The following is a 23790-nucleotide window of genomic DNA, read 5'->3' as shown; positions in this document are numbered from 1 at the left end:
TCAAGTTTTCCGGTATAGCTGGTTGATGTCGCGGGACGGCCGGTGACACACGGGTCAAGTCAGTTGTGCTTCTGGAGGAATTCACCATGAAAATCGGCATCGTTGGTGCAGGAATGGTTGGCAGTTCGGCCGGATATGCGTTGGCTCTGATGGGGCTTGCGAGCGAGATCGTTCTCATCGACCGCGACGAGGCGCTCGCCGTCGCGCAGGCCGAGGATATCGCCCATGCAGTGCCCTTCATGTCGTCGACCATTGTGAATGCCGGACAATACCGCGATCTCGCAGGGGCCGGCGTGGTCATCCTCGCGGCTGGCGTCAGCCAGAAGCCCGGTGAGACCCGTCTTGAACTCCTGGAGCGGAATGCGGCCGTGTTCCGGGCCGTCCTCGCGGAAGTGCTGCCGGTCGTGCCGGGTGCAATCCTGTTGATTGCCTCCAATCCCGTCGATGTCATGACCCAGATCACCACCCGCCTGTCCGGCATGGATCCGCGGCGGGTTATTGGTTCTGGCACGATCCTGGACACGGCACGGTTCCGCAGCCTGGTTGGCCGCCATCTCGGTATCTCGCCACAATCCGTGCATGCCTATGTGCTGGGCGAACATGGCGACAGCGAGGTTCTGGCCTGGACGAGCGCACGGGCGGGCTCGGTGCCACTGTCTTCCTTCGCCGCCCAGGTCGGATCACCACTCACCGCTGAAGTGCGTGCACAGATCGACGACGGCGTGCGCAATGCGGCCTATAGGATCATCAAAGGCAAGGGCTCGACCTATTACGGCATCGGTGCCGGGCTCGCCCGTATCGTCAAGGCGATCGCGCGCGACCAGCGGGATGTCCTGTCTGTCTCCATCACGACCCCGGAGGTGGCGGGTGTGCGCGATGTTGCCCTGTCCATCCCCCGTGTAATCGGCGCCGACGGTGTTCTCGCCGACCTGTTTCCGGATCTCGACGACGAGGAGTATTCGGCTTTGAACCGCAGCGCTTCGCTTTTAAAGGAGCGCGCAGACGCCATTCCTTTGTAGGTCGGGCAACCTATATGATAGGAAGGGCTTTACGATATTCACCTTGCCGCCCCGTCGGACACAAGCCACGCGATTGCTGGATATTGCCATGAAGGAAACACCACTGACATCCGAGACGCTTGACGACTTCCTTTCGAAGGCACGCGAGGCAAGCGGATTGTTGAAGGCGCTTTCGCACGAGACGCGTCTCCTGATGCTTTGCATGCTCTGCCAAGGCGAGAAAACCGTCAGCGAGATCGAACAGTTTCTCGGGATCCAGCAAGCCGTCGTCTCCCAGCAACTGGCGCGCCTGAGAGGCGACCAGGTGGTGCAGACCCGGCGCGAGGGACGCCAGATCTACTACCGTATCGCCGATCCGCAACTCGCCGAACTGATCTCCGTCCTTTACAAGATGTATTGCGGTCCAAAGGCAGCAAAGACGAGCGAAGCAGAGGCCCTTGCCGAAGCCTAGCAGCGCAGTCGTCATCGGAGAGCGGGCGGAGAGATGATCGACAAGCTGGAATATTTCATCGCGCTCGCTCGTCAGCAGCATTTCGGCCGGGCAGCCGACGAGTGCGGCGTGACGCAACCGACCCTGTCGGCCGGTATCCGCCAACTCGAGGAGCAGCTCGGCGTCATGCTCGTGCAGCGCGGTTCGCGTTTCCTGGGCCTCACGCCGGAGGGCCAGCGGGTACTCGAATGGGCGCGGCGGATCGTTGGTGACACGCGCACCATGCGCGAGGAAATGCGCGCTGCGCGCACGGGTCTTGCGGGGCATATCCGGATTGCGGCGATCCCGACAGCCCTTGCCATGGTTCGCAAGCTGACCGAACCCTTCCAGAAGCGTCATCCGGATGTCACTTTCACCGTCCTCTCACGCAATTCACTCCAGGTTCTGAGCATGCTGGAGGACCTGGAGATCGATGCTGGCATAACCTATCTCGACAACGAACCTCTCGGGCGTGTGACGAGTGTGCCGCTCTATTCCGAGCGCTACCACCTGATCAGCGCTTCGGGATCGCCTCTCGCCGATCGCGAAACCGTCACCTGGAAAGAGGTTGCGGAGATCAAGCTCTGTCTGTTGACACCCGACATGCAGAACCGGCGCATCATCAACCTCCACATGTCAGAGGTCGGAGTCACTCCGAAGTTGATGCTGGAATCGAATTCGATGATCGTGCTCTTTTCCCATATCCGCACCGGTCAATGCGCTTCGATCATGCCGCGTAACGTCGCGGAATCATTCGGTTTTCCGGAAGAGATTCGAATGATTCCGATCACAGAGCCACATGCGGAGCACTCGGTCGGCCTCGTCGCCGCGCATCGTGAACCGCATACTCCTTTGGTATCAGCCCTTCTGCATGAAGCCCGTGCTCGCGCGGCCGCGCGGGACTTTGATAGAAATCTCCTATCGTCCGACGGAAGTTCGATATTGACCTGATTGGTCCATCCCACCCATTCTTGACACTACGCAAATGCAACGGGGCTGCCGGATGCGGTTATGCAGCGCACGGATCCGCTGCAAAGGTTCGTTTGATACGCATGACGACTCGGCTGCGTCGGTTTGGGAGGACTGACAATGGACACACGGGCGACCGTGGATGACGAGGTCACTCGGATATCCGAAATCATTGATCACTGTCGCAGCATGGAAGGACCCATGCTGCCGATCCTGCACAAAGTGCAGGAGGAGTTCGGCTTCATTCCGGAGGCCACCAAGCAGATCATTGCCAATGCCCTGAACCTTTCGCGTGCCGAAGTGCATGGCGTGGTCAGTTTCTATCATGATTTCAGGGCCCGTCCGGCGGGCCGCCATGTCTTGAAGCTCTGTCGCGCCGAAGCGTGCCAGTCCATGGGTGGCGAGCCTCTGGCCGACAGAATCAAGGCGAGGCTCGGCATCGACTGGCACGAGACGACGCCGGACGGAGCCGTGACACTCGAACCCGTCTATTGTCTCGGGCTCTGCGCCCAGGCGCCGGCTGCGATGCTCGACGGCGAGGTTTACGCCCGGCTCGACGATGACTGTCTTCCCGACATGCTGGCGGAGGTGCGCATATGAGCGTGACCGTCTTCGTTCCCCGCGATGCGGCGGCTCTGGCCGTCGGTGCAGACAGGGTGGCTGCGGCCATCAAGCGCGAGGCCGAGGCCCGCGGCTTGGACATCCAGATCGTGCGAAATGGATCGCGCGGCATGCTGTGGCTGGAAGTGCTGGTGGAGGTGCGGACCGACGAGGGGCGTGTCGCCTATGGTCCGGTCAAGCCGTCTGACGTGGCGTCGTTGTTCGATGCCGGCTTCCTCAGGGGCGGCGATCACCCGCTCGGTCATGGTCTCACCCGGGAAATTCCCTTCCTCAAGGGCCAGACACGGCTGACCTTCGCTCGTTGCGGTGTCACCGATCCGCTCTCACTTGACGACTACCGCCACTACCAGGGGCTCAAGGGTCTCGCCAACGCCATCGCCATGGCTCCCAGCGAGATCGTCCAACAGGTGACCGACAGCGGCCTTCGCGGACGCGGCGGTGCCGGCTTTCCGACCGGCATCAAGTGGAAGACGGTTGCGGACGCTGCAGCGGACCAGAAATACATTGTCTGCAATGCCGACGAAGGCGACAGTGGCACTTTCGCCGACCGCATGATCATGGAAGGCGATCCCTTCGTGCTGATCGAAGGCATGGCGATTGCCGGTATCGCGGTCGGGGCCAGCAAGGGCTATGTCTATACGCGGTCCGAATATCCGCATGCGATTGCCGTGATGGAAGAAGCAATCGCCATCGCACGGCGCGAAGGCATCCTCGGCGCGTCGGTCTTGGGTTCGGCTTACGCCTTCGACATGGAAGTGCGCATGGGCGCCGGCGCCTATGTCTGCGGCGAAGAGACATCGCTGCTGAATTCGCTGGAAGGCAAGCGGGGCATCGTTCGAGCCAAGCCACCTTTGCCTGCCCTGCAAGGCTTGTTCGGCAAGCCGACGGTGGTCAACAACGTCATGTCGCTTGCCTCGGTCCCGATCGTCCTGGATCGCGGCGCGCAATTCTACCGCGACTTCGGCGTCGGCCGCTCACATGGCACGATACCGATCCAGCTCGCCGGCAATCTCAAGCATGGCGGGCTTTATGAAATCGCCTTCGGCTTGCCGCTCGGCCAACTGATCAACGAGATCGGCGGCGGCACGATCTCGGGCCGTCCGGTCAAGGCCGTGCAGGTCGGCGGGCCGCTCGGTGCCTATTTCCCGCCGTCGCTGTTCGACACGATCTTCGACTACGAGGCCTTCACCGCTGCCGGCGGTCTGATCGGCCATGCCGGTGTCGTGGTCTTCGACGACACGGCCGACATGCTGAAGCAGGCGCGTTTCGCCATGGAATTCTGCGCGATCGAGAGTTGCGGCAAATGCACGCCCTGCCGCATCGGTTCGACACGAGGCGTCGAGACGGTCGACAAGATCGCTCAGGGCATCGAGCCGGAGAAGAACAAGGTGCTGCTGGAGGATCTCTGCAACACCATGAAGTTCGGCTCGCTCTGTGCGCTGGGCGGCTTCACGCCTTATCCGGTCATGAGCGCCATGACGCATTTTCCGGAGGATTTCGCGCCGGTTCCGATCCAGGAGGCTGCCGAATGAGTGACACACCAAAGGTCAAGGGCCCGGCTTCCTACTTTCCGTCGATCGAGAAGACCTATGGAAAGCCGATCCAGCATTGGCAGGACCTCGTCCGGCAGCAGCAGGGCAAGGCGCACATGCAGATCGTCACCCTGCTGAAGACCGATCACGGTCTCGGTCATGGACATGCCAACGCCATCGTCGCGGCGACACTCGCCGAGACGAAAACCTGACGCAGACACGAACTTGTTCAGCGCGGCATGGTCCGCAGCGAAAAGACCGACCCGGAGGTTTTGATGCCCCTCGTTCCAGAACTCGACTACGGCACGCCCGCCTCGCGCTCCGACAAGATGGTGACACTCACCATCGATGGCCGCGAAATCACGGTACCAGAGGGCACGTCGATCATGCGCGCCTCGATGGAGGCCGGTATCCAGGTGCCGAAGCTCTGCGCGACCGATATGGTCGATGCCTTCGGCTCCTGCCGCCTCTGTCTGATCGAGGTTGAGGGCCGCAATGGCACCCCGGCCTCCTGCACCACGCCGGTTGCAGCCGGCCTTGTCGTCCATACTCAGACCGAGCGGCTCAAGGCGATCCGCAAGGGTGTGATGGAGCTCTATATCTCCGACCATCCGCTCGATTGTCTCACCTGTGCTGCGAACGGCGACTGCGAGCTGCAGGACATGGCCGGGGCCGTCGGCCTGCGCGACGTGCGCTATGGCTATGAAGGCGAGAACCACGTCAAGGCACGTTCCGCCGAGGGTGGCATGAACGCCCAGTGGATGCCGAAGGACGAGAGCAATCCCTACTTCACCTATGATCCGTCGAAATGCATCGTCTGTTCGCGCTGTGTGCGGGCCTGCGAAGAGGTGCAGGGGACCTTTGCGCTCACCATCGAAGGTCGCGGTTTCGACAGCCGCGTGTCAGCTGGCGCGCATGAAGCCTTCCTCTCGTCAGAATGCGTCTCCTGCGGCGCCTGCGTGCAGGCCTGCCCGACGGCGACGCTGACGGAAAAATCCGTGATCGCCATCGGTCAGCCGGAGCATTCGGCCGTCACCACCTGCGCCTATTGCGGCGTCGGCTGCTCGTTCAAGGCCGAGATGCGCGGTGAAGAACTCGTGCGCATGGTGCCCTGGAAGGACGGGCAGGCCAACCGGGGCCATTCCTGCGTCAAGGGACGGTTCGCCTATGGCTATGCAAGCCACAAGGACCGCATCCTCAATCCGATGATTCGCGAGAAGATCTCCGATCCCTGGCGCGAAGTGACCTGGGAAGAGGCCTACGCCCACGTGGCCTCCGAATTCCGCCGGATCCAGTACCAGTATGGCCGCGAAGCGATCGGCGGCATCACCTCGTCGCGCTGCACGAACGAAGAGACCTTCCTCGTCCAGAAACTCATCCGCGCCGGCTTCGGCAACAACAATGTCGATACCTGCGCCCGTGTCTGCCATTCGCCGACCGGTTACGGTCTCGGCCAGGCCTTCGGAACGTCGGCCGGCACGCAGAACTTCGATTCAGTCGAGCATTCGGATGTTGTCGTGGTCATCGGCGCCAACCCGACCGATGGTCACCCGGTCTTCGGTTCGCGACTGAAGAAGCGGCTGCGTCAGGGCGCCAAGCTGATCGTGATCGATCCGCGCCGCATCGACCTTGTGCGCACACCGCATGTCGAAGCCGCCTTCCACCTGCCCCTGAAACCCGGCACCAATGTCGCGGTTCTCACCGCGCTTGCCCATGTCATCGTCACCGAGGGTCTGTTTGCCGAGGCTTTCATTCGTGAGCGCTGCGACTGGTCGGAATTCGAGGACTGGGCGTCCTTCGTCTCCGAGCCTGCCCATTCGCCGGAGGAAACCGAAAAGTTCACCGGCGTTCCGGCTGCCGAACTTCGTGGTGCCGCCCGGCTGTTCGCCACCGGCGGCAATGGTGCCATCTATTATGGCCTCGGCGTTACCGAACACAGCCAGGGCTCGACGACCGTCATGGCGATCGCCAACCTTGCCATGGTCACCGGCAATATCGGCCGGCCGGGCGTGGGCGTGAACCCGCTTCGCGGCCAGAACAATGTCCAGGGGTCCTGCGACATGGGATCCTTCCCGCATGAGCTGCCGGGCTATCGCCACGTCTCTGACGATGCGACGCGCGAGACTTTCGAAAAGCTCTGGGGTGTCGAGCTCAGCAACGAGCCGGGGCTTCGCATTCCCAACATGCTCGATGCGGCCGTCGATGGTTCCTTCAAGGGTATCTACATTCAGGGCGAGGACATCCTGCAGTCCGACCCGGATACCAAACATGTCTCGGCGGGTCTTGCCGCGATGGAATGCGTCGTCGTGCACGACCTCTTCCTTAACGAGACGGCGAACTACGCGCATGTCTTCCTGCCGGGCTCGACCTTCCTCGAGAAGGACGGCACATTCACCAATGCCGAGCGCCGCATCAACCGCGTGCGCAAGGTGATGACGCCGAAGAATGGCTATGCAGACTGGGAAGTCACCCAGAACCTTGCCCAGGCCATGGGGCTTGCCTGGAACTACACGCATCCGTCGCAGATCATGGACGAGATCGCCGCGAGCACGCCGAGCTTTGCCGGCGTCTCCTACGAGTACCTGGAAAAGATGGGCTCGGTGCAGTGGCCGTGCAACGAGAAGTTCCCCGTCGGCTCGCCGATCATGCATGTCGACGGCTTCGTGCGCGGCAAGGGCAAGTTCATCCGCACCGAATATGTTGCGACCGACGAACGCACGGGCCCACGCTTCCCGCTGCTGCTCACCACCGGCCGCATTCTTTCCCAGTACAATGTCGGGGCGCAGACGCGGCGCACCGAGAATGTCGTCTGGCATGAAGAAGACCTGCTGGAAATCCATCCGCATGACGCCGAGCAACGCGGGATCAAGGAAGGCGACTGGATCAAGCTGGCAAGCCGCTCCGGGGATACGACACTCCGGGCGTTGATCACCGATCGCGTAGCGCCGGGTGTGGTCTATACGACCTTCCATCACCCCAATACGCAGGCCAATGTCATCACCACCGATTTCTCCGACTGGGCCACCAATTGCCCGGAATACAAGGTCACCGCCGTTCAGGTCTCGCCGTCGAATGGCCCGACGGAATGGCAGGAGGAATACGAAGAACTGTCGCGGCAATCGCGACGCATCCAGGGCAAGCTCGAGGCGGCGGAATGAACGCCATCATCGGCTCCGCAGCGCGCATGGTCGGCGGTCTCAAGGCGAGCGGTGGGCTCGTTTCGAACGGCAGCCGGATCGTGCCCGAAGAGGTGCCGATCGCCTTCTCCTATGGCGGCTCGACCCATGCCGTGATGATGGCGACACCTGCTGATCTTGAAGATTTCGCCGTCGGCTTCTCGCTCGCCGAGGGCATTATCGAACGTGCCGACGAAGTCGTGGCCATCGAGGCCATAGAGGCCGGCGAGGGAATCGACGTTCAGGTGACGCTCAAGGACATGACGGCGGAAGCGTTGGTTGCCCGGCGCCGGCGCATGGCCGGCCCTGTCGGCTGCGGCCTCTGCGGCATCGAGTCGATCGAGCAGGCCAGCCGGCCGGTGCGTCGGGTCGGCTCGGACCAAGTCCGCCTGACCGCACGCGAGATCGCCGATGCTACGGCGATGCTGGCTGCGGCGCAGGATCTCAATCGCCAGACCCGTGCTGTTCATGCCGCCGGCTTCTACTGCCCCCATGAAGGGCTGGTGGCAATCCGCGAGGATGTCGGCCGTCACAACGCGCTCGACAAGCTGACCGGCGCAGTGCTGCTCGGTGGCTGGACGGCCAGCCTCGGCGCGGTCGTCGTCACGAGCCGGCTGTCCGTCGAGATGGTGCAGAAGACGGCAGCGCTTGGTGCCCCGATCCTGATTGCAATATCTGCCCCAACGGCGCTGGCCATCCGGACCGCGACAGCGGCGGGCATCACCCTGATCGGGATAGCGCGTGACGAGGATTTCGAGATTTTTACCCGGCCGGACCGGGTGGCTGAAGGAGTACCGATGCATGTCTGAGACCAGCACCGACGCCAAAATCGTCCGAATGGCCAACCAGATCGCCACCTTCTTCCTCTCCCAGCCGGAGACTGTCCGCGCGGACGGCGTGGCCACGCATATCAACAAGTTCTGGGAAACCCGGATGCGCCGCCGCTTCTTCGACCTGATCGACGCGCCGGATGCCGGGTTCCTGCCGCTGGTCATCGAGGCGTCGACCCGGATCAAGCGTCCCGGAGAGCCGGATGCCGCAGCTGTGGGCGTCCGCGCCGAGGCTGCCGATGGTGCGCCGGGCGGCAAGGGCGTGGTTGCTGGCGAATCCCTGTCGGAGCCCAGCATCCCCGAGGCCACGACATAATTTCATCTTTTTCGACCGGTCGGCGGTCCAATTGGGTTTTCAAGAGGAGGACGGACTTAATGGCAGTTTCAGATGTTAGCGCTGGCATACCGAGTGATGTCGGCATACTGGACAAAGAAAGAATTATCGCAAAGCCGGGCTTCAACCGCTGGCTGGTTCCCCCGGCAGCGCTGGCGATCCATCTGTGCATCGGCATGGCCTATGGGTTCAGCGTGTTCTGGCTTCCGCTCAGCCGGGCGATCGCCAACCCCGATCCCAGCTGCTCTGAACTCACGCTGATCGGGGCACTCTTCACCACGGCCTGCAACTGGCGGGTCGCGGATCTCGGCTGGATCTACACGCTGTTCTTCGTCTTTCTCGGCTGCTCCGCTGCCATCTGGGGCGGTTGGCTGGAACGGGTCGGTCCCCGCAAGGCTGCTTTCGTTTCGGCATGCTGCTGGTGCGGCGGCATTCTGATCGCGGCTGTCGGTGTGATGACCCATCAGCTCTGGCTGATGTGGCTTGGCGCCGGTGTGATTGGCGGTATCGGTCTCGGTCTCGGTTACATCTCGCCGGTCTCGACGCTCATCAAGTGGTTTCCCGACCGTCGTGGCATGGCGACCGGCATGGCCATCATGGGCTTCGGCGGCGGTGCAATGATCGGCGCGCCTCTGGCCAATTTGCTGATGACTGCGTTCAAGACGGATGTCACAGTCGGCGTCTGGCAGACATTCGTCGTCATGGCTCTTGGCTACTTCGTCTTCATGATGGGTGGTGCCTTCGGTTATCGCATTCCGCCGGCCGGCTGGCGTCCCGAAGGATGGGCGCCGCCTGCATCGAAGAGCACGATGATCACCACGCGTCACGTGCATCTGCGGGATGCGCACAAGACACCGCAATTCTGGCTGATCTGGGCGGTTCTCTGCCTCAATGTGTCGGCGGGCATCGGTGTTATCGGTGTCGCATCGCCCATGCTGCAGGAGATCTTTGCCGGATCGCTGATCGGGCTTCCGGACCTCACCTTCTCGCAGCTGGATACTGCCCAGAAGGCACAGATTGCGGCGATCGCTGCCGGCTTCACCGGTCTCCTGTCGCTGTTCAACATCGGCGGACGGTTCTTCTGGGCCTCCATGTCCGACAAGATCGGGCGCAAGAACACCTATTTCTGCTTCTTCGTCCTCGGCATCATTCTCTATGCTGCCGCACCGACGCTCGCAGGTCTCGGCTCCAAGGCCATGTTCGTGCTCGCCTTCGGCATCATCCTGTCGATGTATGGCGGGGGTTTCGCGACGATACCGGCCTATCTCGCCGATATCTTCGGGACGCAGTTCGTCGGCGCAATCCATGGCCGACTGCTGACCGCCTGGGCAACAGCCGGCATCGTTGGGCCTGTGGTGGTCAACTATATCCGCGAGGCGCAGATCACGGCGGGCGTTGCACCGGGGCCGGAACTCTACACCGGCACCATGTATATCCTGGCTGGCATGCTGGCGATCGGTCTGGTTGCCAATGCCTTCGTGAAGCCCCTGGCGGACAAGTGGTTCATGTCGGATGAGGAAGTGGCAGCACTCCAGGCCAAGACGGCTGCGGCCAATGCCGGTCCATCCGGCTCCTTCGGAATCGGCAAGGGTGGCCTCGATGGCAAGGCGGCTCTCGCCTGGGCCGTGGTCGGCCTCCCGCTTCTGTGGGGTGTGTGGATCACATTGCGCAACAGCCTGGCGATCTTTGGCTGAGCCGGAGCTGCCAGGAAATCGAAACAAGCGAGAGGCGGCCTTCGGGTCGCCTCTTTGCATGAAGGCAATGCTTCTCAGTTCAGCCAGAGATGAACGAGGGCAGCTTCCGGCGTTTGCATTCCGCCGTTTTCGATGCCCGCGCTCCAGAGCCCGGCACCGGCTGCATAGGCGCCGGGTGACAGGCCACCCGCTTCGCATTGGCTGACGGCGCGCAGGCGTTTGCCGCCTTTCACTGCCGCCGCGAGAACCTGAAGGATTTCCGGATCGTTCATCGCCGTTCCGGCCCCGAAAATCCGCAGCACGGCGCCATCTAGCGTGTCGAGAATGGCCTTCAAGGCTTCCGCAGGAATGCCGGGAGAAAGCGTGAGGATCGCAAGTTTGCGGTCCTCGAAGATGGACCGTTTTGGTGGGCTGGGCATGGCCTGCGGCTGGGAGCGAAAGGCATCGGCATCGTGGCTCTGATGCTTGACGAGGCCATCGGCGCTCAGAAGCTTCCCGGCAAAGGCAAGGAAGACGCCAGGCTCCTGGCCTTGAGCGGCAGAGATGGCAAGGTCGAGATTGGCTTCGGCATCGCCTGCGTGACCCAGCGGCAGCATCGAGCCGCAGAGGATGACCCGGCGGTTCTCGCCGGCCAGCGCCTGGCTCAAGGCAGCGCCTGTAAAGGCCATGGTGTCGGTGCCGTGGGTGATGATGACCGCTGCGTCCTGATGGTTGCGGACGGTCTCCAGCATCCTGTTCCAGTGAATGCGGCCGACATCGGCGCTATCGAGCAAGGGTTCGAAAACGTCAGCGGTCAAAGCCGTACCGGCGGGCAGCCGTGCCGCGATGGCTTCTTCCACGAGGCCCTTCAGGGGTGCCAGCCCCTCCGGCGTCTCGGCCATTCCGATCGTTCCACCCGTGTGAATTAGCAGCAGCTTCATCGTATCGCCTCCGAATTTCCGAATCTGGTAGGCCAGTGCGGCACCGGGATCAACCGGGTTGTGGAACGCAAAAGGGCAGCGCCATCAAGCGCTGCCCTTTTGAAACTGTAGTCCTTGCCTGATCAGGCGGCCAGGTCTTCCAGATCGCTGCCCTTGAACATCTTGGCGAGGTTCAGGAAGCAGATCATGCCGTTCTCGTTTGCGATGATGCCTTCCGAGAAGGTCTTGTCGAAGGAGGCCGAGACTTCCGGAACCGGCTGAACCTGGCTCGACGGGATGGTTAGGATGTCCGAGACGCGGTCGACCAGCATGCCGATGACCATGTTGTGGACTTCGGCCACGACAATGGCCGAACGCTCGTTGGCAACCGTGCTTTTCATGCCCAGCTTGTAGGCAAGATCGATGATCGGGATAACTGAGCCGCGCAGGTTCATGACGCCGATGACATCGGCCGGCGCATGCGGGATCGGCGTGGACGGTGCCCAGCCACGGATTTCACGGATGGTTGTCGTCTTGACGCAGAATTCCTGATCATGAAGCCGGAAGGCGATGATCTCGAGGGTCTCACTGCCGAAGCTGGTGGAGCTGATAGTTGCCATTAGAAATCTTCCAACCTTCCTGTCCCTTGGCGGTAGCGGCGCCACCTGCGGCGCGAGCGACACTCGCCATCACTTCGCGTCTGGAAACGGTTGATGACCAATTCGACGCGTTGTCATGACTTTATGCGAAGAGTGTTTCCCAATTCTAAATCAAGCATCGGGTTTCGGCCGGTGTCGATGGCTTTGCTCGGCGAAGGATCCGGGCTCATCCGCCGCGTGTCGGACGATCGAGAATGCGCCGACCAAAGAGGCTGGCTGCCAGTTCCACCATGACGCGGGCGCTGCGGCCGCGATCGTCCAGGAAGGGGTTGAGCTCGACGAGGTCGAGGGAGGAAACGAGGCCGCTATCATGCAGCAGTTCCATGATGAGATGCGCCTCACGGAAGGTCGCTCCCCCCGGTACCGTTGTGCCGACGCCCGGTGCCACATCAGGATCAAGGAAGTCGACATCGAGGCTCACATGCAAAAGCGCATTGGCTTTGCGGACATCGTTGAGGATGCGCTTGACGATGCTGCCCATGCCTTCTTCATCCACAGCCCGCATGTCGAAGACGTTCACCGCGTTCTCCCGGATCATCCGGCGCTCCTCCTCGTCCACGGAGCGAATGCCGATCTGATAGACGTGTTTCGGATCGACGAAGGGGCGATCGGCTGGCAGAATCGGGGCAAGTTCCGCCTTGCCGCAGAAGAAGGCGACCGGCATGCCGTGGATATTGCCCGAGGGAGAGGTTTCCGGGGCATTGAAGTCCGAATGGGCATCCAGCCACAGGACATAGAGTGGCCGCTTCATGTCGGCCGCAAAGCGGGCCATGCCGGATACGCTGCCCATGGAGAGGCTGTGATCGCCGCCGAGCAGGATCGGGACCGTGCCATTGCTGGCGGCCGTATAGGTTGCGGCTTCGATCGCGCGGGTGAAGGCGCCCACGATCGGCAGGTGCTTGGCCTCTGCCTTTTCCGGCAGATCGGCCGCGGGGGCAGGGCGCAGGTCTCCACGGTCCTCTACGGAATAACCAAGCTCGCTCAGCGCCGAGGCAATGCCCGCGATCCTGTAGGCGGCAGGGCCCATGGCGCAGCCACCCCGCCCGGAGCCTTCCTCCAGGGGAACGCCGATAAGGGTCACGGTTTTTGTCTCGGCCTGCATGGGGTAACCTTTCCTGGATGTTCTAGCGTATCATCGGTCATTGCCTTGTTGGCAAAAAGATGGAACTTCGCCATAAAGCGCGATAGTTTATGCATATCGCAACCACCGTATGACGTTTTGACACATGGATGATCTAGATCGCGAAATCCTCGGTGCCTTGCGCCAGAATGCTCGTCTGCCGGTTGCGTCACTCGCGGCGATGACAGGTGCGTCCCGCGCGACCATCTCGGCGCGGATCGAGAGATTGGTCGCCAATGGTACGATCGCCGCCTTTACCATTCTGACGGGCAGCGAAATCCAGTCGAGCGGCGTTCGGGCGATCGTCATGATCGAGGTCGTTGGCAAGTTTGCGGACCGGGTGGCACATCAGCTGCGCGGAATGCCGCAGGTCAAGGCGCTTCACAGCACCAACGGGCGATGGGATTTCATCGCCGAACTCGAAGCGCGTGACCTTGCAGGTTTCGACGAGGCCCTGCGACGGATCCGTCTGATCGAGGGTATCAACCTGACGGAATCGAGCATTCTGCTGAAAACGAGCAAGATCGGCTGACAGAGCCTTGCGCCGCTGCGCCCCGGAGGCTCGTCAGTATTCATTCTCGTAGAAGATGCCGCCTCCGGCACCCGCGCCACCGGCTTCACCCTTCAGCTTCACGCCGCGGCCGATGTCGAGATTGATCACCGCCTTCGCCCCACCGCTGCCGCTCTGTTCCAGCTCGATATAGGTGCGGTCGTTGAGGTATTTTCCGGCGCTGATGCTGGTGCCGCCTGTTTCGTCGGTGGAGATGTCGAGATCGTCGACGCCGAGCGTGCTGCGCAGCGACTGGAACAGCGAGCTGCCGCTCCCGCCGGCGAGTTGCGCTGCGGCATCGGCAAGCTGTGCGATCTGCAGCGGCGAGAGCCGCGACAGCGACTGGCCGAAAATCAGCTGCGCTAGGATTTCGTCCTGCGGAAGGGAAGGCGTCGAACTGAAGCTGACCTGCGGATTGCTCGCAAGCCCGGTCAGGAGAATGACAATCGTGGCATCGCCCGAGGTCGTGGTCGCTTCGAGATCGAGCAAGGGCACGAGGTCGCCCCCGAAGGTGATGGTCGCCCGCGTGATGTCGAGGCGCTTCGTCAGGATCTGCATGCGGCCGCGTCGGAGATCAAAGGCTCCGGACACCGCGGGGGCTGCAGCGGTACCTGTCAGCCTGATCGTGCCGCCCAGCTCTGCGTCGATCCCACGTCCGCGCACAAAAGTCTGAGTGGGTGATGAAATCGTCAGATCAAGCACGATCGGTGCGCTGGAGCTGCGACCTTCCGCCGGATTTTGCTCACCCTGTTGTCGCAGGATGGCCGGGGGAGCATGCAGATGCACGATGTCCAGCTCGCGCAAGCTCGCGGGCTGGCTTTCAGAGAGCGTGATCGAGGTGCGCGAAAGGTTGATGCTGCCGGCGAGCCTTGGTCCGTTCAGCAGTTGTCCGGTGAGGGTCAGCTGGCCGTCGGCCGTGCTCGCGACGGTCGTTCCGTCGACATAGACGGCCTGGTCGAGATCGATGGTCAGATCAGCCGGCAGGCCTGGCGCCGTGATGTCGATGAAGCCGCGAGCAGAGACACGGCCGCCCGCGGCGAGATTGCCGGTCAGACTGCCGATCTCGGCGCGCGTGCCTGTCAGGTTCACCGTCGTTGCGATCTGTTCGATCGCAAGATTGCGCCGGACGTCGATGACGCGGGCGCCACTGGTCGAGACCGTGCCGGTGATGCTCGGTGCAGAGCCGGTGCCGCCGATCGTCAGGTTCACAGTCGCATTGCCTTCGGCGACGAAGCCCTGGGCTCCGAGCTGGCCATTGGCGGCAGACAGAGGGACATCGCCCTGGATCCTGATATCGAGCCCCGGTCCATTCTGCAGGGAGACATTGCCGCCTGCCGTGAGCCCGATGCCGCCGCCGTTGATCCGGCTGTCGAGGGTAAGGCTCTGGTTCTCGAACCGTCCGTTTGCGGTGATGCCGAATGGCACGAGACCGGCACCGCGCGTCTGCGCTATCGCTGCGCCCTGCCAGTCGAGGCGGTAATCTGCGACCGGCGCCGACGGCACGCCACCGACTTCAACAGTTCCCGAAATGGTGCCTTCCGGCGCGATCTCCGGCGCCAGGGCAGCTGCGAGCGAAGCCGGAAGTGCCCTTATATCCACGGAGAGATCGAGCGTGTCACCAATTGTGCCGGAGAGTGCGAGCCGCCCGGAACCGGCAGTGATGACCGTCTCGGCAATGGAAACGGCACCATCGACAATCCGGATGGATGTCGGAGAGGCTAGCGCCAGCGCAATGCCGCGGGGCGCGGCGCGCAGTTCTTCGACGGCGACCAAGAGTTCCTCGCCGCCCTGGCTCAGAGCCCCGCGCAGAACCACAGGCGCGTTGTCGTATCGTCCGGAAAGATCGAAATCGGTGTCGGAGCCGGAGCGCGTGAATTCGAGCGCCAAGCTGTCCAGCCTGTTCGCACCGGAGGCGACGCCGTCTGCACTTATGGTGCCCTTGGCGGCGAGGGCCGCCATGTCGGTGACTGTCAGGTCGATGCGCGGTTCGGCGATGACGAGATCGCCCTGCGTGATCGTTGTGCCGGTCGCCTCGATATCGGCTGCGATCTGCCCTTTCTGGGATCGGATCGCGACCTCTCCCTTGAGGTCTCCGCCCACGTTCTGGCCGGCGAGTGCGGCAAGCAGGCTGATGTCGGGGAAGTCGAATGACACATCGCCGCTTGGCAGCAGATCCTGCCCGAGATCGAGTGCGCCTGTCAGGCGGTTTGGTCCGATTGCGAGGTCGAGAGCATCGACCTTCGTCTGCCCGTCCGTGCTCACGACCCGTGCCTTGGCCTCAAGCGGTTTGCCGTCGATCTGGCCGGTGACCGTCAGATTTCCGCTCGGCGCAACCCGGTTGGCCACGCCTTCGAGCTGGAGCGCGAGATCCTCGATCCGATAGCCCGCTGCTTCACCCTGCTCGACTGCGAGATTGACGGTCGCCTCCACGGCGTCCAGGGGACCGGAGGCCGAGAGGTTGAAGGACGCGGGTGCCCGAATCCGCTCGACAAAAAGTCCGATATCGCGAAGCTGGCCGGTCAAATCGGTGGCCAGAATGCCGTCCTGGTCAATAGACAGCGATCCTTCCGCCTGGGCGATATCGGTGGACAGCACGATCTCCCTGAGGGCGACGGCGCGTGGCGCGACGAAATCAACGCGGGCGGACAGGTCTACCGGTCCCTGCAGACGATCAGCCAGGGCGGGCGGCAAGAGATCCGGTGCAGCTTGTACCGCGAGACGGCCCGAAAAGCCGTTCGTGTCGAGTGCGTAGCGTCCGGAGCCCTGCAGGTCGAGGCCATCGCTGTCGAAGGCCAGTTCGTCGAAGGTGATCGCCTCGCTTGAAAGGGTGAGGGGGGCGGTCAGCGCCAGCGGTCCGCGGATATAAGGTCGGATCTCGGCGTCGCGGATATCCGTGCCCTGCACGGACATGCTGATGTTGACAGGGCCCTCACGGTTGGCGATGTCGAAACTTTCACTGTCTGCGTCCAGCATGACGTTCGACAGTGTGCCCTGCGGAACGGTCAGCTCAGCCAGATCGGCGTGCAGTGACAGTGCGGTAGCCGGGGCCTCGCCGCTCAAGGCGAGGTCGAGGCTCCTCAGCTTCAAGCCGCCGGTAAACTCGGCCGATTCCGCGGTGATGCTAACGGGCTCGCCCGTTGCCCGCGCCATGAGACGAATGTCGTTGTCGCCATTCGGATCATAGCGTCCAGCCGCCACCACTTCGGCAGAGGCTGTTTCGAAGCGACCTTTTTCGATCACGACCGATCCATCCGCCCCCAGTGCCGCTGCCACATCGATCGCGGTTTCGCCGGCAAAGATGTCGCGCAGTGCCGGTGGCATCAGGCGAGAAAAGAAGCCACCGCCCGCCGCCGTTACGGTTCGGGTCCCATTCGCCTCGAGCTGATGGGTGGCGTCGATCGTGATGGTTCGTTCACCGTCCAGCGATGCGGTGACCTCGCCCGCCCAGTTGTCGAGCGGGCCGTCGCCATCGATCTCGATCGCGAGTGGCGGCTGACCGGGCAGTTGCAACTGCTGGCCGAGCAGGCCGGCGGCCGGTTCCTGGTAGTCCAGATTGACGCGCAGCTGGTTGTCGTTCGGCGCGTAGAGCAGGTCGATGACAGCATTGTTGCCCGGCTCATCCAGACGGGTCGCGGTCAACCGGCTGCCGATCGTGTCGCCGACAATCTGTAGCGACCCCTGGGCCGATAGCGCGAAGTCGCGCTCCGCGAGTGCAGCGCCGATATTGATCGAGGGCAGGTTGATGGTGGCAATGTCGATTTCGACCGGGAGCGAGAAAGGTTCGTCCGTTTCCGGCTCCGGTTCCGTAGACTGCAGAGGCGGGCGGCTGACCGTCACCTGACGCGCGGATATGCGCTCGGCCGTGAAGCGTTTGCGGATCAGATCCCGCGGCGTCCAGTCGAGTGCGAGATCCTCGATCGAGGCATAGACCCCCTGGGCGTCGGAGACCGTGATGCGTTCCACGAAGAACTCGCTGCTGAGCAAGGGCCCGGTTCCGCTCAAGGTGATCTGGCGATTGTCGGTGGAGACAAGTGCGGCAATCCGGTCGGCGAGGAACTGGCTGCCGGTGCGCGAAAAGCCGCCGACCAGGATCACCACGACAAAAAGCGCAATCGATACGGCCACAAGACCGCCCAGGAGACGGAGCGTCCAGGTGAGGATGCGCTTCAACCAGATCATGTTTTCAATTGTCCTGTCTTGCTCGGTCAGAAACTCTGACCGATGCCGGCATAGATGGCATAACGGCTGCCACCGTCGTAAGCATCCAGCGGCACTGCCACATCCAGCCGCAAGGGGCCGAATGGTGTCATGTAGCGCAGCCCGACGCCTGCGCCCATCTTGATGTCAGAGAAATCGGGCACAGTGTTGTCCGTCACGGTGCCAATGTCGAGAAAGGGCACGATTCCGATCGTGTCCGTCACATTGATGCGGGCTTCCAGATTTGCCGTCAGATAAGAGCGACCGCCGGTGCCCTCGTCCGCGGCATTGTAGGGCGTGATTTCCTGGAAGGAATAGCCTCGCACCGAACCGCCACCGCCGGAGAAGAATCGCCGGGTCGCCGGGATTGCGGACAGATCTCCCCCACCGACCAGGGTGCCGCCGCTCAGGCGGCCGGCGAGCACGAACCGATCCTCTTCCCCGAAGCCGAGATAGGCAGAGATCGAGCCTTCGAACGACGTGAAGAAGGTCTGGCCGAAGAAATCGTAGCTCGGTGTCAGCGTCGCCGTGCCGTAATAGCCCTCGGTCGCATTCAGCCGGTTGTCGCGGGTGTCTCTGACATAGCCGATCGGCACGCCGAAGGTCAGGTATTCGTTGCCGTCGCCAAAGGCGTCGTCGATGCTGTCATAGGCCAGTGAAACGCCGGCGCTGACGGTATCGACATCGGTCAGTTCGTAGGCATAGGACACCTTGCCCGTAATTGTGGCTGCATCGTAATAGTCGGTCTCCAGCGTGCTGCCCTTGATGCTGGCCTCGAGCGTTCCGGAGGGAACAAAGGCGCCTGGCTTGATGAAGGTGATGCCGGCCGTGTAATCGAGCGAAGAGACATCGGAGATGTTCTCGAGTTCGCCGAGCCCGCGCACCGCCCCTTCTATCCTGATCGATTCCGCCTGACCGAAAAGATTGCGGTGACCCCAATAGCCCTCGATGCCGCCGCCATCGACCGATGAGTAGCTGGCACCGATGCCGAAATAGCGGTGCTTGCCCTCCGAGACGACGATGCCCACCGGGAGCGATCCGTCCGCTTCGAGCCCCTCAGCTTCGTTGACTGTGACCGAAGAGAAAACGCCAAGCGTGCGTAGTCTTTCTCCGGCCTTGCGCAGTTGTTCGGGGGAGTAGGTCTGGCCGGGCCTCAGGCGCGAATAATATGCGATGAAGTTCGAATCCACGGCGCGCGCACCCTTGACGGTGACTGCGCCAAGAGGGGCGACCGGGCCTGCCTCGACCGCGATCGTCAGGTCGACCGTCTGCGTCTTGTGGTCGGCAATCACGTCGCGACGCGTCACTTCCGTCAGAGGGCGTCCCTCTTCCTTCAGTTGCAACGCGATTGCGTCAGCCGCCTTCAGAATCGTCAGCGATCCGGCCTTCTGCCCGCGCACGAGATCGAACTCGGCGGGGTCGAGACGGGCGGCATCACCCTCCAGCTTCACCTCGCCCAGCGTAAACGGTTGCCCCGGCTGGATCGCAATCGAGACAGGTACGGGACGCGAACGGTCGAATGTGGGATTGGGCGGCAGGCTGTCGATGTCCCTGCCGTCGATCGTAACGGTGACGACGCCGCCATAGAGCGCGTTTTCGTAGAGTGTGGCAATCAGCCGGTCGCGGTCGTCGCGTGCCTTGATGACGAGGCCGAGATCGCCGGAAACGGGTTGCTCCTCGTCGGCCACCAGGAGAGAGGTGCGCTCCAGCGACTTCCTGAGCGCGCGGTCGGCATCACCTGTATCAAGCGTGATGGCATAATCAACGGGATCGATAATGTCGCGATCGACTTCGGCTTCGCCGAAAAGGCGAATGCCGAATATCTCGAAGGCCTGGGCCTGTGCGGTGATCCCGATGGACGATGTGATTGCGACGGTCAGGGCAAGTCCGAGCCGGAACGCATGACTAAACTTCGGCAATATACCCCATACCCCCACTCGGTCTTGGCATTTCGCTTTCGTCGCGATCTCTCATGCACTCCCCGCCCAGTCGACAACTTAGGCGTATTTGCGTGAAAACGCATACATTTTTTTGCTTGTTTACGTAAAAAGACGGGGAGTGTTGCAGCCCCGCCTTAGTTCTCACAGGTCTGATCAAGCCGAGATCAGTAGCTACGCGGGCAAGCGTCGATGTAGCGGTTGCCGTAGCGGTCGCGGTAGTAGCACTGACCAGGCTGTTCCGACACGCGGCCGATCACGGCGCCCGCAACGCCGCCGATAGCGGCACCGACTGCTGCGCCGCGGACGTTGCCTGTGGCTATGCCACCGATGATCGCGCCGGAGGCGGCGCCGATACCTGCGCCGCGTTCTGTCTGGGTGCAGCCTGCGACCGAAAGGCCGACAAGCATCAGCACAAGAGCTTTTTTCATCTTCATCTCTCCAAGTTCCACGCGTCCGGGCGAGCCGGTCTTGTTTTTGACAGCATGCCAAACCGCTAGAGCTCTGTCCCTGGGCGGCTTCAGGCTTCCATGAGCATAGCCTCGGCCAAGGGAAAGTCCATGGTCGAGGCTCACACCCTCGCGGGTGGTTTTATTGCATGAGGCATTGAAGATGAACCCAGGATTTACAGGCGGTTTGATGCTGCAATGCGGTACACATAATTTTCGATTGCGACCTTCTAGACGGTTGCACATGTCACACAAAACTCACACCATGCCCCCGTGTCCGGGAGAGACACGAGGAGGAAAAACATGGCTAAAGTGACACTGACGGTGAATGGCCGGACAGTGAGCGGAGAGTGCGAGGATCGCACCCTGCTCGTGCATTTCATTCGCGACAAGCTTGGTCTCACGGGAACGCATGTGGGCTGCGATACCACCCAATGCGGAACCTGTGTCGTTCACATGGACGGCAAATCGATCAAGAGCTGTTCGATCCTGGCCGTCCAGGCCTCGGGATCCTCGATCACGACGATCGAGGGCATCTCTTCCGGTGGTGAGCTGCATCCGGTTCAGGCGGCCTTCAAGGAACATCACGGTCTGCAATGCGGCTTCTGTACGCCGGGCATGGTGATGACAGCGCTCGACATGATCTGTCGTCACAACGGTGCGCTCGACGAGGCCACCGTCCGCCAAGAGCTCGAGGGCAATATCTGTCGCTGCACGGGCTATCATAACATCGTCAAGGCCGTGCTTTCGGCCAATGAAGCGATGACAGCCGGCCGTCAGGCCGCCGAGTGAGGCGATGAGTGTACGTAGGCATTAGCCCATAGCCACTAGGAACGCTCTGTCAGTGTTGCCTTCCGGCACGGAAATTTGGTCGCGTCCAATGTCATGACGCTGCAAGTCCAAACGCTACTGCCTGGTGCTTTAGACCTAATTCCTGTTTCTCTGGAGGAGAAGACAATGGGTGTTGAAGGAATCGGCGCACGCGTGGCGCGCAAGGAAGACAAGCGTTTTCTGACCGGCAAGGGCCGGTATACCGACGACATGGTCGTCCCCGGCATGAAATATGCCTATTTCGTCCGTTCGCCCTATGCGCATGCCCGGATCAAGTCGATCGATGTCTCTGCCGCGAAGGCCATGCCGGGCGTCATCGACGTTCTCGACGGCAAGCAGCTGCTGGCCGATGGCATCGGCAACCTGATCTGCGGCTGGATGGTGCATTCCAAGGATGGCTCGCCGATGAAGATGGGGGCCTGGCGGCCCTTGGCGCATGACATCGTGCGTTATGTCGGCGATGCCGTCGCCATCGTCGTCGCCGACAGCTTTGGCGAGGCACGCGACGCCTCCGAAGCCGTCATGGTCGAATACGAGGAGCTTCCCGTCGTCACCGGCGCCATCGATGCGCTTAAATCAGGCGCACCACAAATCCATCCGGAAGCCCCCGGCAACCTGATCTTCGACTGGGAGATCGGCGACAGCGCATTGGCGGACGCCGCGATCGCCCGTGCCGCGCACGTCACCGAAATCGAGATCCTCAACAACCGGCTCTCGCCGAACCCGATGGAGCCGCGCGCGACACTTGGCATCTATGACACCGCGGAAGACCATTATACCTGCTACACCACCTCGCAGAACCCGCATGTCGCGCGCCTTGTCATGAGCGCCTTCTACAATGTCGCGCCGGAAAACAAGCTGCGCGTCATCGCGCCCGACGTTGGCGGTGGCTTCGGCTCGAAGATCTACATTTATCCGGAAGAGATCGTCTGTCTCTGGGCCTCGAAGAAAACAGGCGTACCGGTCAAATGGACGTCGGACCGCACCGAGGCCTTTCTCACCGATGCGCATGGCCGCGATCATGTTTCGAAGGTAAAAATGGCCTTCGACAAGGACAACAACATCATCGGGCTGAAAGTCGATACGGTCGCCAATCTCGGCGCCTATATGTCGCTCTTCTCGTCCTCGGTCCCGACCTATCTCTATGCCACGCTGCTCTCGGGCCAGTATGCGATCCCGGCGATCCACGCCAATGTCCGCACCGTCTACACCAATACCGTGCCAGTCGACGCCTATCGTGGCGCCGGACGGCCCGAAGCGACCTATCTTCTGGAGCGCACCGTCGAGACGGCGGCACGCGAACTGGGCGTCTCTCCGGCAGACCTCCGCCGGCAGAACTTCGTCCGGACCTTCCCGTACCAGACGCCCGTCATCATGTGTTACGACGCCGGCGATTACGACGCCTCGCTCGACGCTGCCATGGGTGCTGCCGACTGGAACGGGTTTGCGGGCCGAAAGGCGGAAGCTGCCCGGCGCGGCAAGCTGCGCGGCATCGGCATGAGCTGCTATATCGAGGCCTGCGGCATTGCGCCTTCGGCTGCGGTCGGCTCGCTCGGCGCAGGTGTAGGCCTGTGGGAATCGGCCGAGGTCCGCGTCAATGCGGTCGGTACCGTCGAAGTCCTGACCGGCTCGCATAGCCATGGCCAGGGCCATGAGACCACATTTGCCCAGCTTGTTACGGAACGTTTCGGCCTGCCGATCGACAATGTCTCGATCGTGCATGGCGACACCGACAAGGTGCAGATGGGCATGGGTACCTATGGCTCGCGCTCCGGCGCCGTCGGAATGTCGGCCATCGTCAAGGCGCTCGACAAGGTCGAGGCGAAGGCCAAGAAGATCGCGGCCCATCTGATGGAGGCGGACGAGAGCGACATCGTCATCGAAAATGGCGAGCTCAAGGTCGCCGGGACCGACAAGACGCTTCCCTGGTTCCAGGTGGCGCTTGCGGCCTATACCGCGCATAATCTGCCGTCCGGCATGGAGCCGGGTCTGAAGGAAGGTGCCTTCTACGACCCGTCCAACTTCACCTTCCCGGCCGGCTGCTACATCGCGGAAGTTGAGGTCGATCCCGAAACGGGCAAGACCGAGATTATCCAGTTCGTCGCAGCCGACGACTTCGGCAATATCATCAATCCGATGATCGTCGAGGGTCAGGTGCATGGCGGGATCGCGCAGGGCATCGGCCAGGCACTGCTGGAGGCCGTGCATTACGATCCGCAGACGGGCCAGCTGCTGACGGCGAGTTACATGGATTATGCCATGCCGCGCGCGGACGACCTGCCGTCCTTCAATGTCTCGCATCAGAATACCCCATGTCCGGGCAATCCGCTCGGCATCAAGGGCTGTGGCGAAGCGGGTGCGATCGGTTCTCCACCGGCGCTGATCAACGCGATCACGGACGCGATTGGCAACAACAACCTCAATATGCCGGCGACGCCGCTTGCCGTCTGGAGTGCGCTCCAGGCCAATGCGACCCGCCAGGCCGCCGAATAAGGGAGGACTAG

The 23790-nt window shown here is 62.2% G+C and carries 19 protein-coding genes; 13 read left to right on the top strand and 6 right to left on the bottom strand.

What is annotated here, in order from left to right:
* Positions 1–86: 86 nt before the first annotated feature.
* From QTL56_RS13740 to QTL56_RS13695, 10 genes are all read left to right on the top strand, one after another.
* Positions 87–1019, top strand: a complete 933-nt coding sequence (locus QTL56_RS13740; protein WP_245137405.1) for an L-lactate dehydrogenase — start codon at positions 87–89, stop codon at positions 1017–1019.
* A gap of 88 nt (positions 1020–1107) precedes the next feature.
* On the top strand, positions 1108–1470 hold the full coding sequence (locus tag QTL56_RS13735; protein ID WP_229575079.1) for an ArsR/SmtB family transcription factor: 363 nt from the start codon (positions 1108–1110) through the stop codon (positions 1468–1470).
* Positions 1471–1503: 33 nt separating this feature from the next.
* Positions 1504–2439, top strand: a complete 936-nt coding sequence (locus QTL56_RS13730; RefSeq protein ID WP_229575078.1) for a LysR family transcriptional regulator — start codon at positions 1504–1506, stop codon at positions 2437–2439.
* A 138-nt stretch (positions 2440–2577) separates the two neighbouring features.
* Positions 2578–3057 carry a formate dehydrogenase subunit gamma gene (locus QTL56_RS13725; RefSeq protein WP_229575077.1) on the top strand — a complete coding sequence of 160 codons (480 nt, stop codon included), beginning with the start codon at positions 2578–2580 and terminating at the stop codon, positions 3055–3057.
* Positions 3054–4610 (top strand): formate dehydrogenase beta subunit, encoded by a 1557-nt coding sequence (locus QTL56_RS13720; RefSeq protein ID WP_245137406.1) that lies wholly within the window; start codon positions 3054–3056, stop codon positions 4608–4610. The genes QTL56_RS13725 and QTL56_RS13720 overlap by 4 nt, the downstream gene beginning before the upstream one ends.
* On the top strand, positions 4607–4822 hold the full coding sequence (locus tag QTL56_RS13715; protein WP_245137407.1) for a DUF4287 domain-containing protein: 216 nt from the start codon (positions 4607–4609) through the stop codon (positions 4820–4822). The genes QTL56_RS13720 and QTL56_RS13715 overlap by 4 nt, the downstream gene beginning before the upstream one ends.
* Before the next feature lie 63 nt (positions 4823–4885).
* Positions 4886–7768 (top strand): formate dehydrogenase subunit alpha, encoded by a 2883-nt coding sequence (gene fdhF, locus QTL56_RS13710; RefSeq protein WP_229575074.1) that lies wholly within the window; start codon positions 4886–4888, stop codon positions 7766–7768.
* Entirely contained in the window at positions 7765–8595 is an 831-nt protein-coding gene (fdhD, locus tag QTL56_RS13705) for a formate dehydrogenase accessory sulfurtransferase FdhD (RefSeq protein ID WP_245137408.1), read from the top strand. The genes fdhF and fdhD overlap by 4 nt, the downstream gene beginning before the upstream one ends.
* Positions 8588–8932, top strand: coding sequence for a formate dehydrogenase subunit delta (locus QTL56_RS13700; RefSeq protein ID WP_245137409.1), 345 nt, complete (start codon positions 8588–8590; stop codon positions 8930–8932). The genes fdhD and QTL56_RS13700 overlap by 8 nt, the downstream gene beginning before the upstream one ends.
* Before the next feature lie 59 nt (positions 8933–8991).
* The gene (locus tag QTL56_RS13695) at positions 8992–10644 is read left to right on the top strand and encodes an OFA family MFS transporter (protein WP_245137410.1); all 1653 of its coding nucleotides are present in this window, start codon (positions 8992–8994) and stop codon (positions 10642–10644) included.
* 74 nt (positions 10645–10718) lie between these two features.
* On the opposite strand, the gene QTL56_RS13690 is transcribed toward QTL56_RS13695, so the two are convergent.
* The 3 genes from QTL56_RS13690 to rocF all read right to left on the bottom strand — a co-directional run bounded on the left by QTL56_RS13690 (position 10719) and on the right by rocF (position 13304).
* Positions 10719–11564 carry an asparaginase domain-containing protein gene (locus QTL56_RS13690; protein WP_245137411.1) on the bottom strand — a complete coding sequence of 282 codons (846 nt, stop codon included), beginning with the start codon at positions 11562–11564 and terminating at the stop codon, positions 10719–10721.
* A 122-nt stretch (positions 11565–11686) separates the two neighbouring features.
* A complete protein-coding gene (locus QTL56_RS13685) occupies positions 11687–12163 on the bottom strand; it encodes a chemotaxis protein CheW (protein WP_006724495.1) in 477 nt (158 codons plus the stop codon).
* Between the two features lie 205 nt (positions 12164–12368).
* Positions 12369–13304, bottom strand: a complete 936-nt coding sequence (rocF, locus tag QTL56_RS13680) for an arginase (RefSeq protein ID WP_229575069.1) — start codon at positions 13302–13304, stop codon at positions 12369–12371.
* A gap of 124 nt (positions 13305–13428) precedes the next feature.
* Here rocF and QTL56_RS13675 point away from each other — a divergent pair, with 124 nt between their 5' ends.
* Positions 13429–13854, top strand: a complete 426-nt coding sequence (locus QTL56_RS13675) for an Lrp/AsnC family transcriptional regulator (RefSeq protein ID WP_229575068.1) — start codon at positions 13429–13431, stop codon at positions 13852–13854.
* 33 nt (positions 13855–13887) lie between these two features.
* Here QTL56_RS13675 and QTL56_RS13670 read toward each other — a convergent pair whose 3' ends face one another.
* From QTL56_RS13670 to QTL56_RS13660, 3 genes are all read right to left on the bottom strand, one after another.
* Positions 13888–18051, bottom strand: coding sequence for a translocation/assembly module TamB domain-containing protein (locus tag QTL56_RS13670; RefSeq protein ID WP_245137412.1), 4164 nt, complete (start codon positions 18049–18051; stop codon positions 13888–13890).
* A gap of 26 nt (positions 18052–18077) precedes the next feature.
* A complete protein-coding gene (locus tag QTL56_RS13665) occupies positions 18078–20006 on the bottom strand; it encodes an autotransporter assembly complex protein TamA (RefSeq protein ID WP_370660291.1) in 1929 nt (642 codons plus the stop codon).
* A gap of 167 nt (positions 20007–20173) precedes the next feature.
* Positions 20174–20437 carry a YMGG-like glycine zipper-containing protein gene (locus QTL56_RS13660; protein ID WP_006724501.1) on the bottom strand — a complete coding sequence of 88 codons (264 nt, stop codon included), beginning with the start codon at positions 20435–20437 and terminating at the stop codon, positions 20174–20176.
* Between the two features lie 321 nt (positions 20438–20758).
* On the opposite strand from QTL56_RS13660, the gene QTL56_RS13655 reads away from it, so the two are divergent.
* The gene (locus QTL56_RS13655) at positions 20759–21247 is read left to right on the top strand and encodes a (2Fe-2S)-binding protein (protein WP_229575065.1); all 489 of its coding nucleotides are present in this window, start codon (positions 20759–20761) and stop codon (positions 21245–21247) included.
* Positions 21248–21412: 165 nt separating this feature from the next.
* Complete coding sequence (locus QTL56_RS13650) at positions 21413–23779, top strand: xanthine dehydrogenase family protein molybdopterin-binding subunit (protein ID WP_245137414.1); 2367 nt, start codon at positions 21413–21415, stop codon at positions 23777–23779.
* Positions 23780–23790: the final 11 nt, after the last annotated feature.

It is taken from the genome of Peteryoungia algae (genome assembly GCF_030369675.1).
In the GTDB taxonomy this organism is placed as follows: Bacteria; Pseudomonadota; Alphaproteobacteria; order Rhizobiales; family Rhizobiaceae; genus Allorhizobium; species Allorhizobium algae.
The sequence above is the reverse complement of the archived record's forward strand: the minus strand, read 5'-3'. Positions and strand labels throughout refer to the sequence as shown.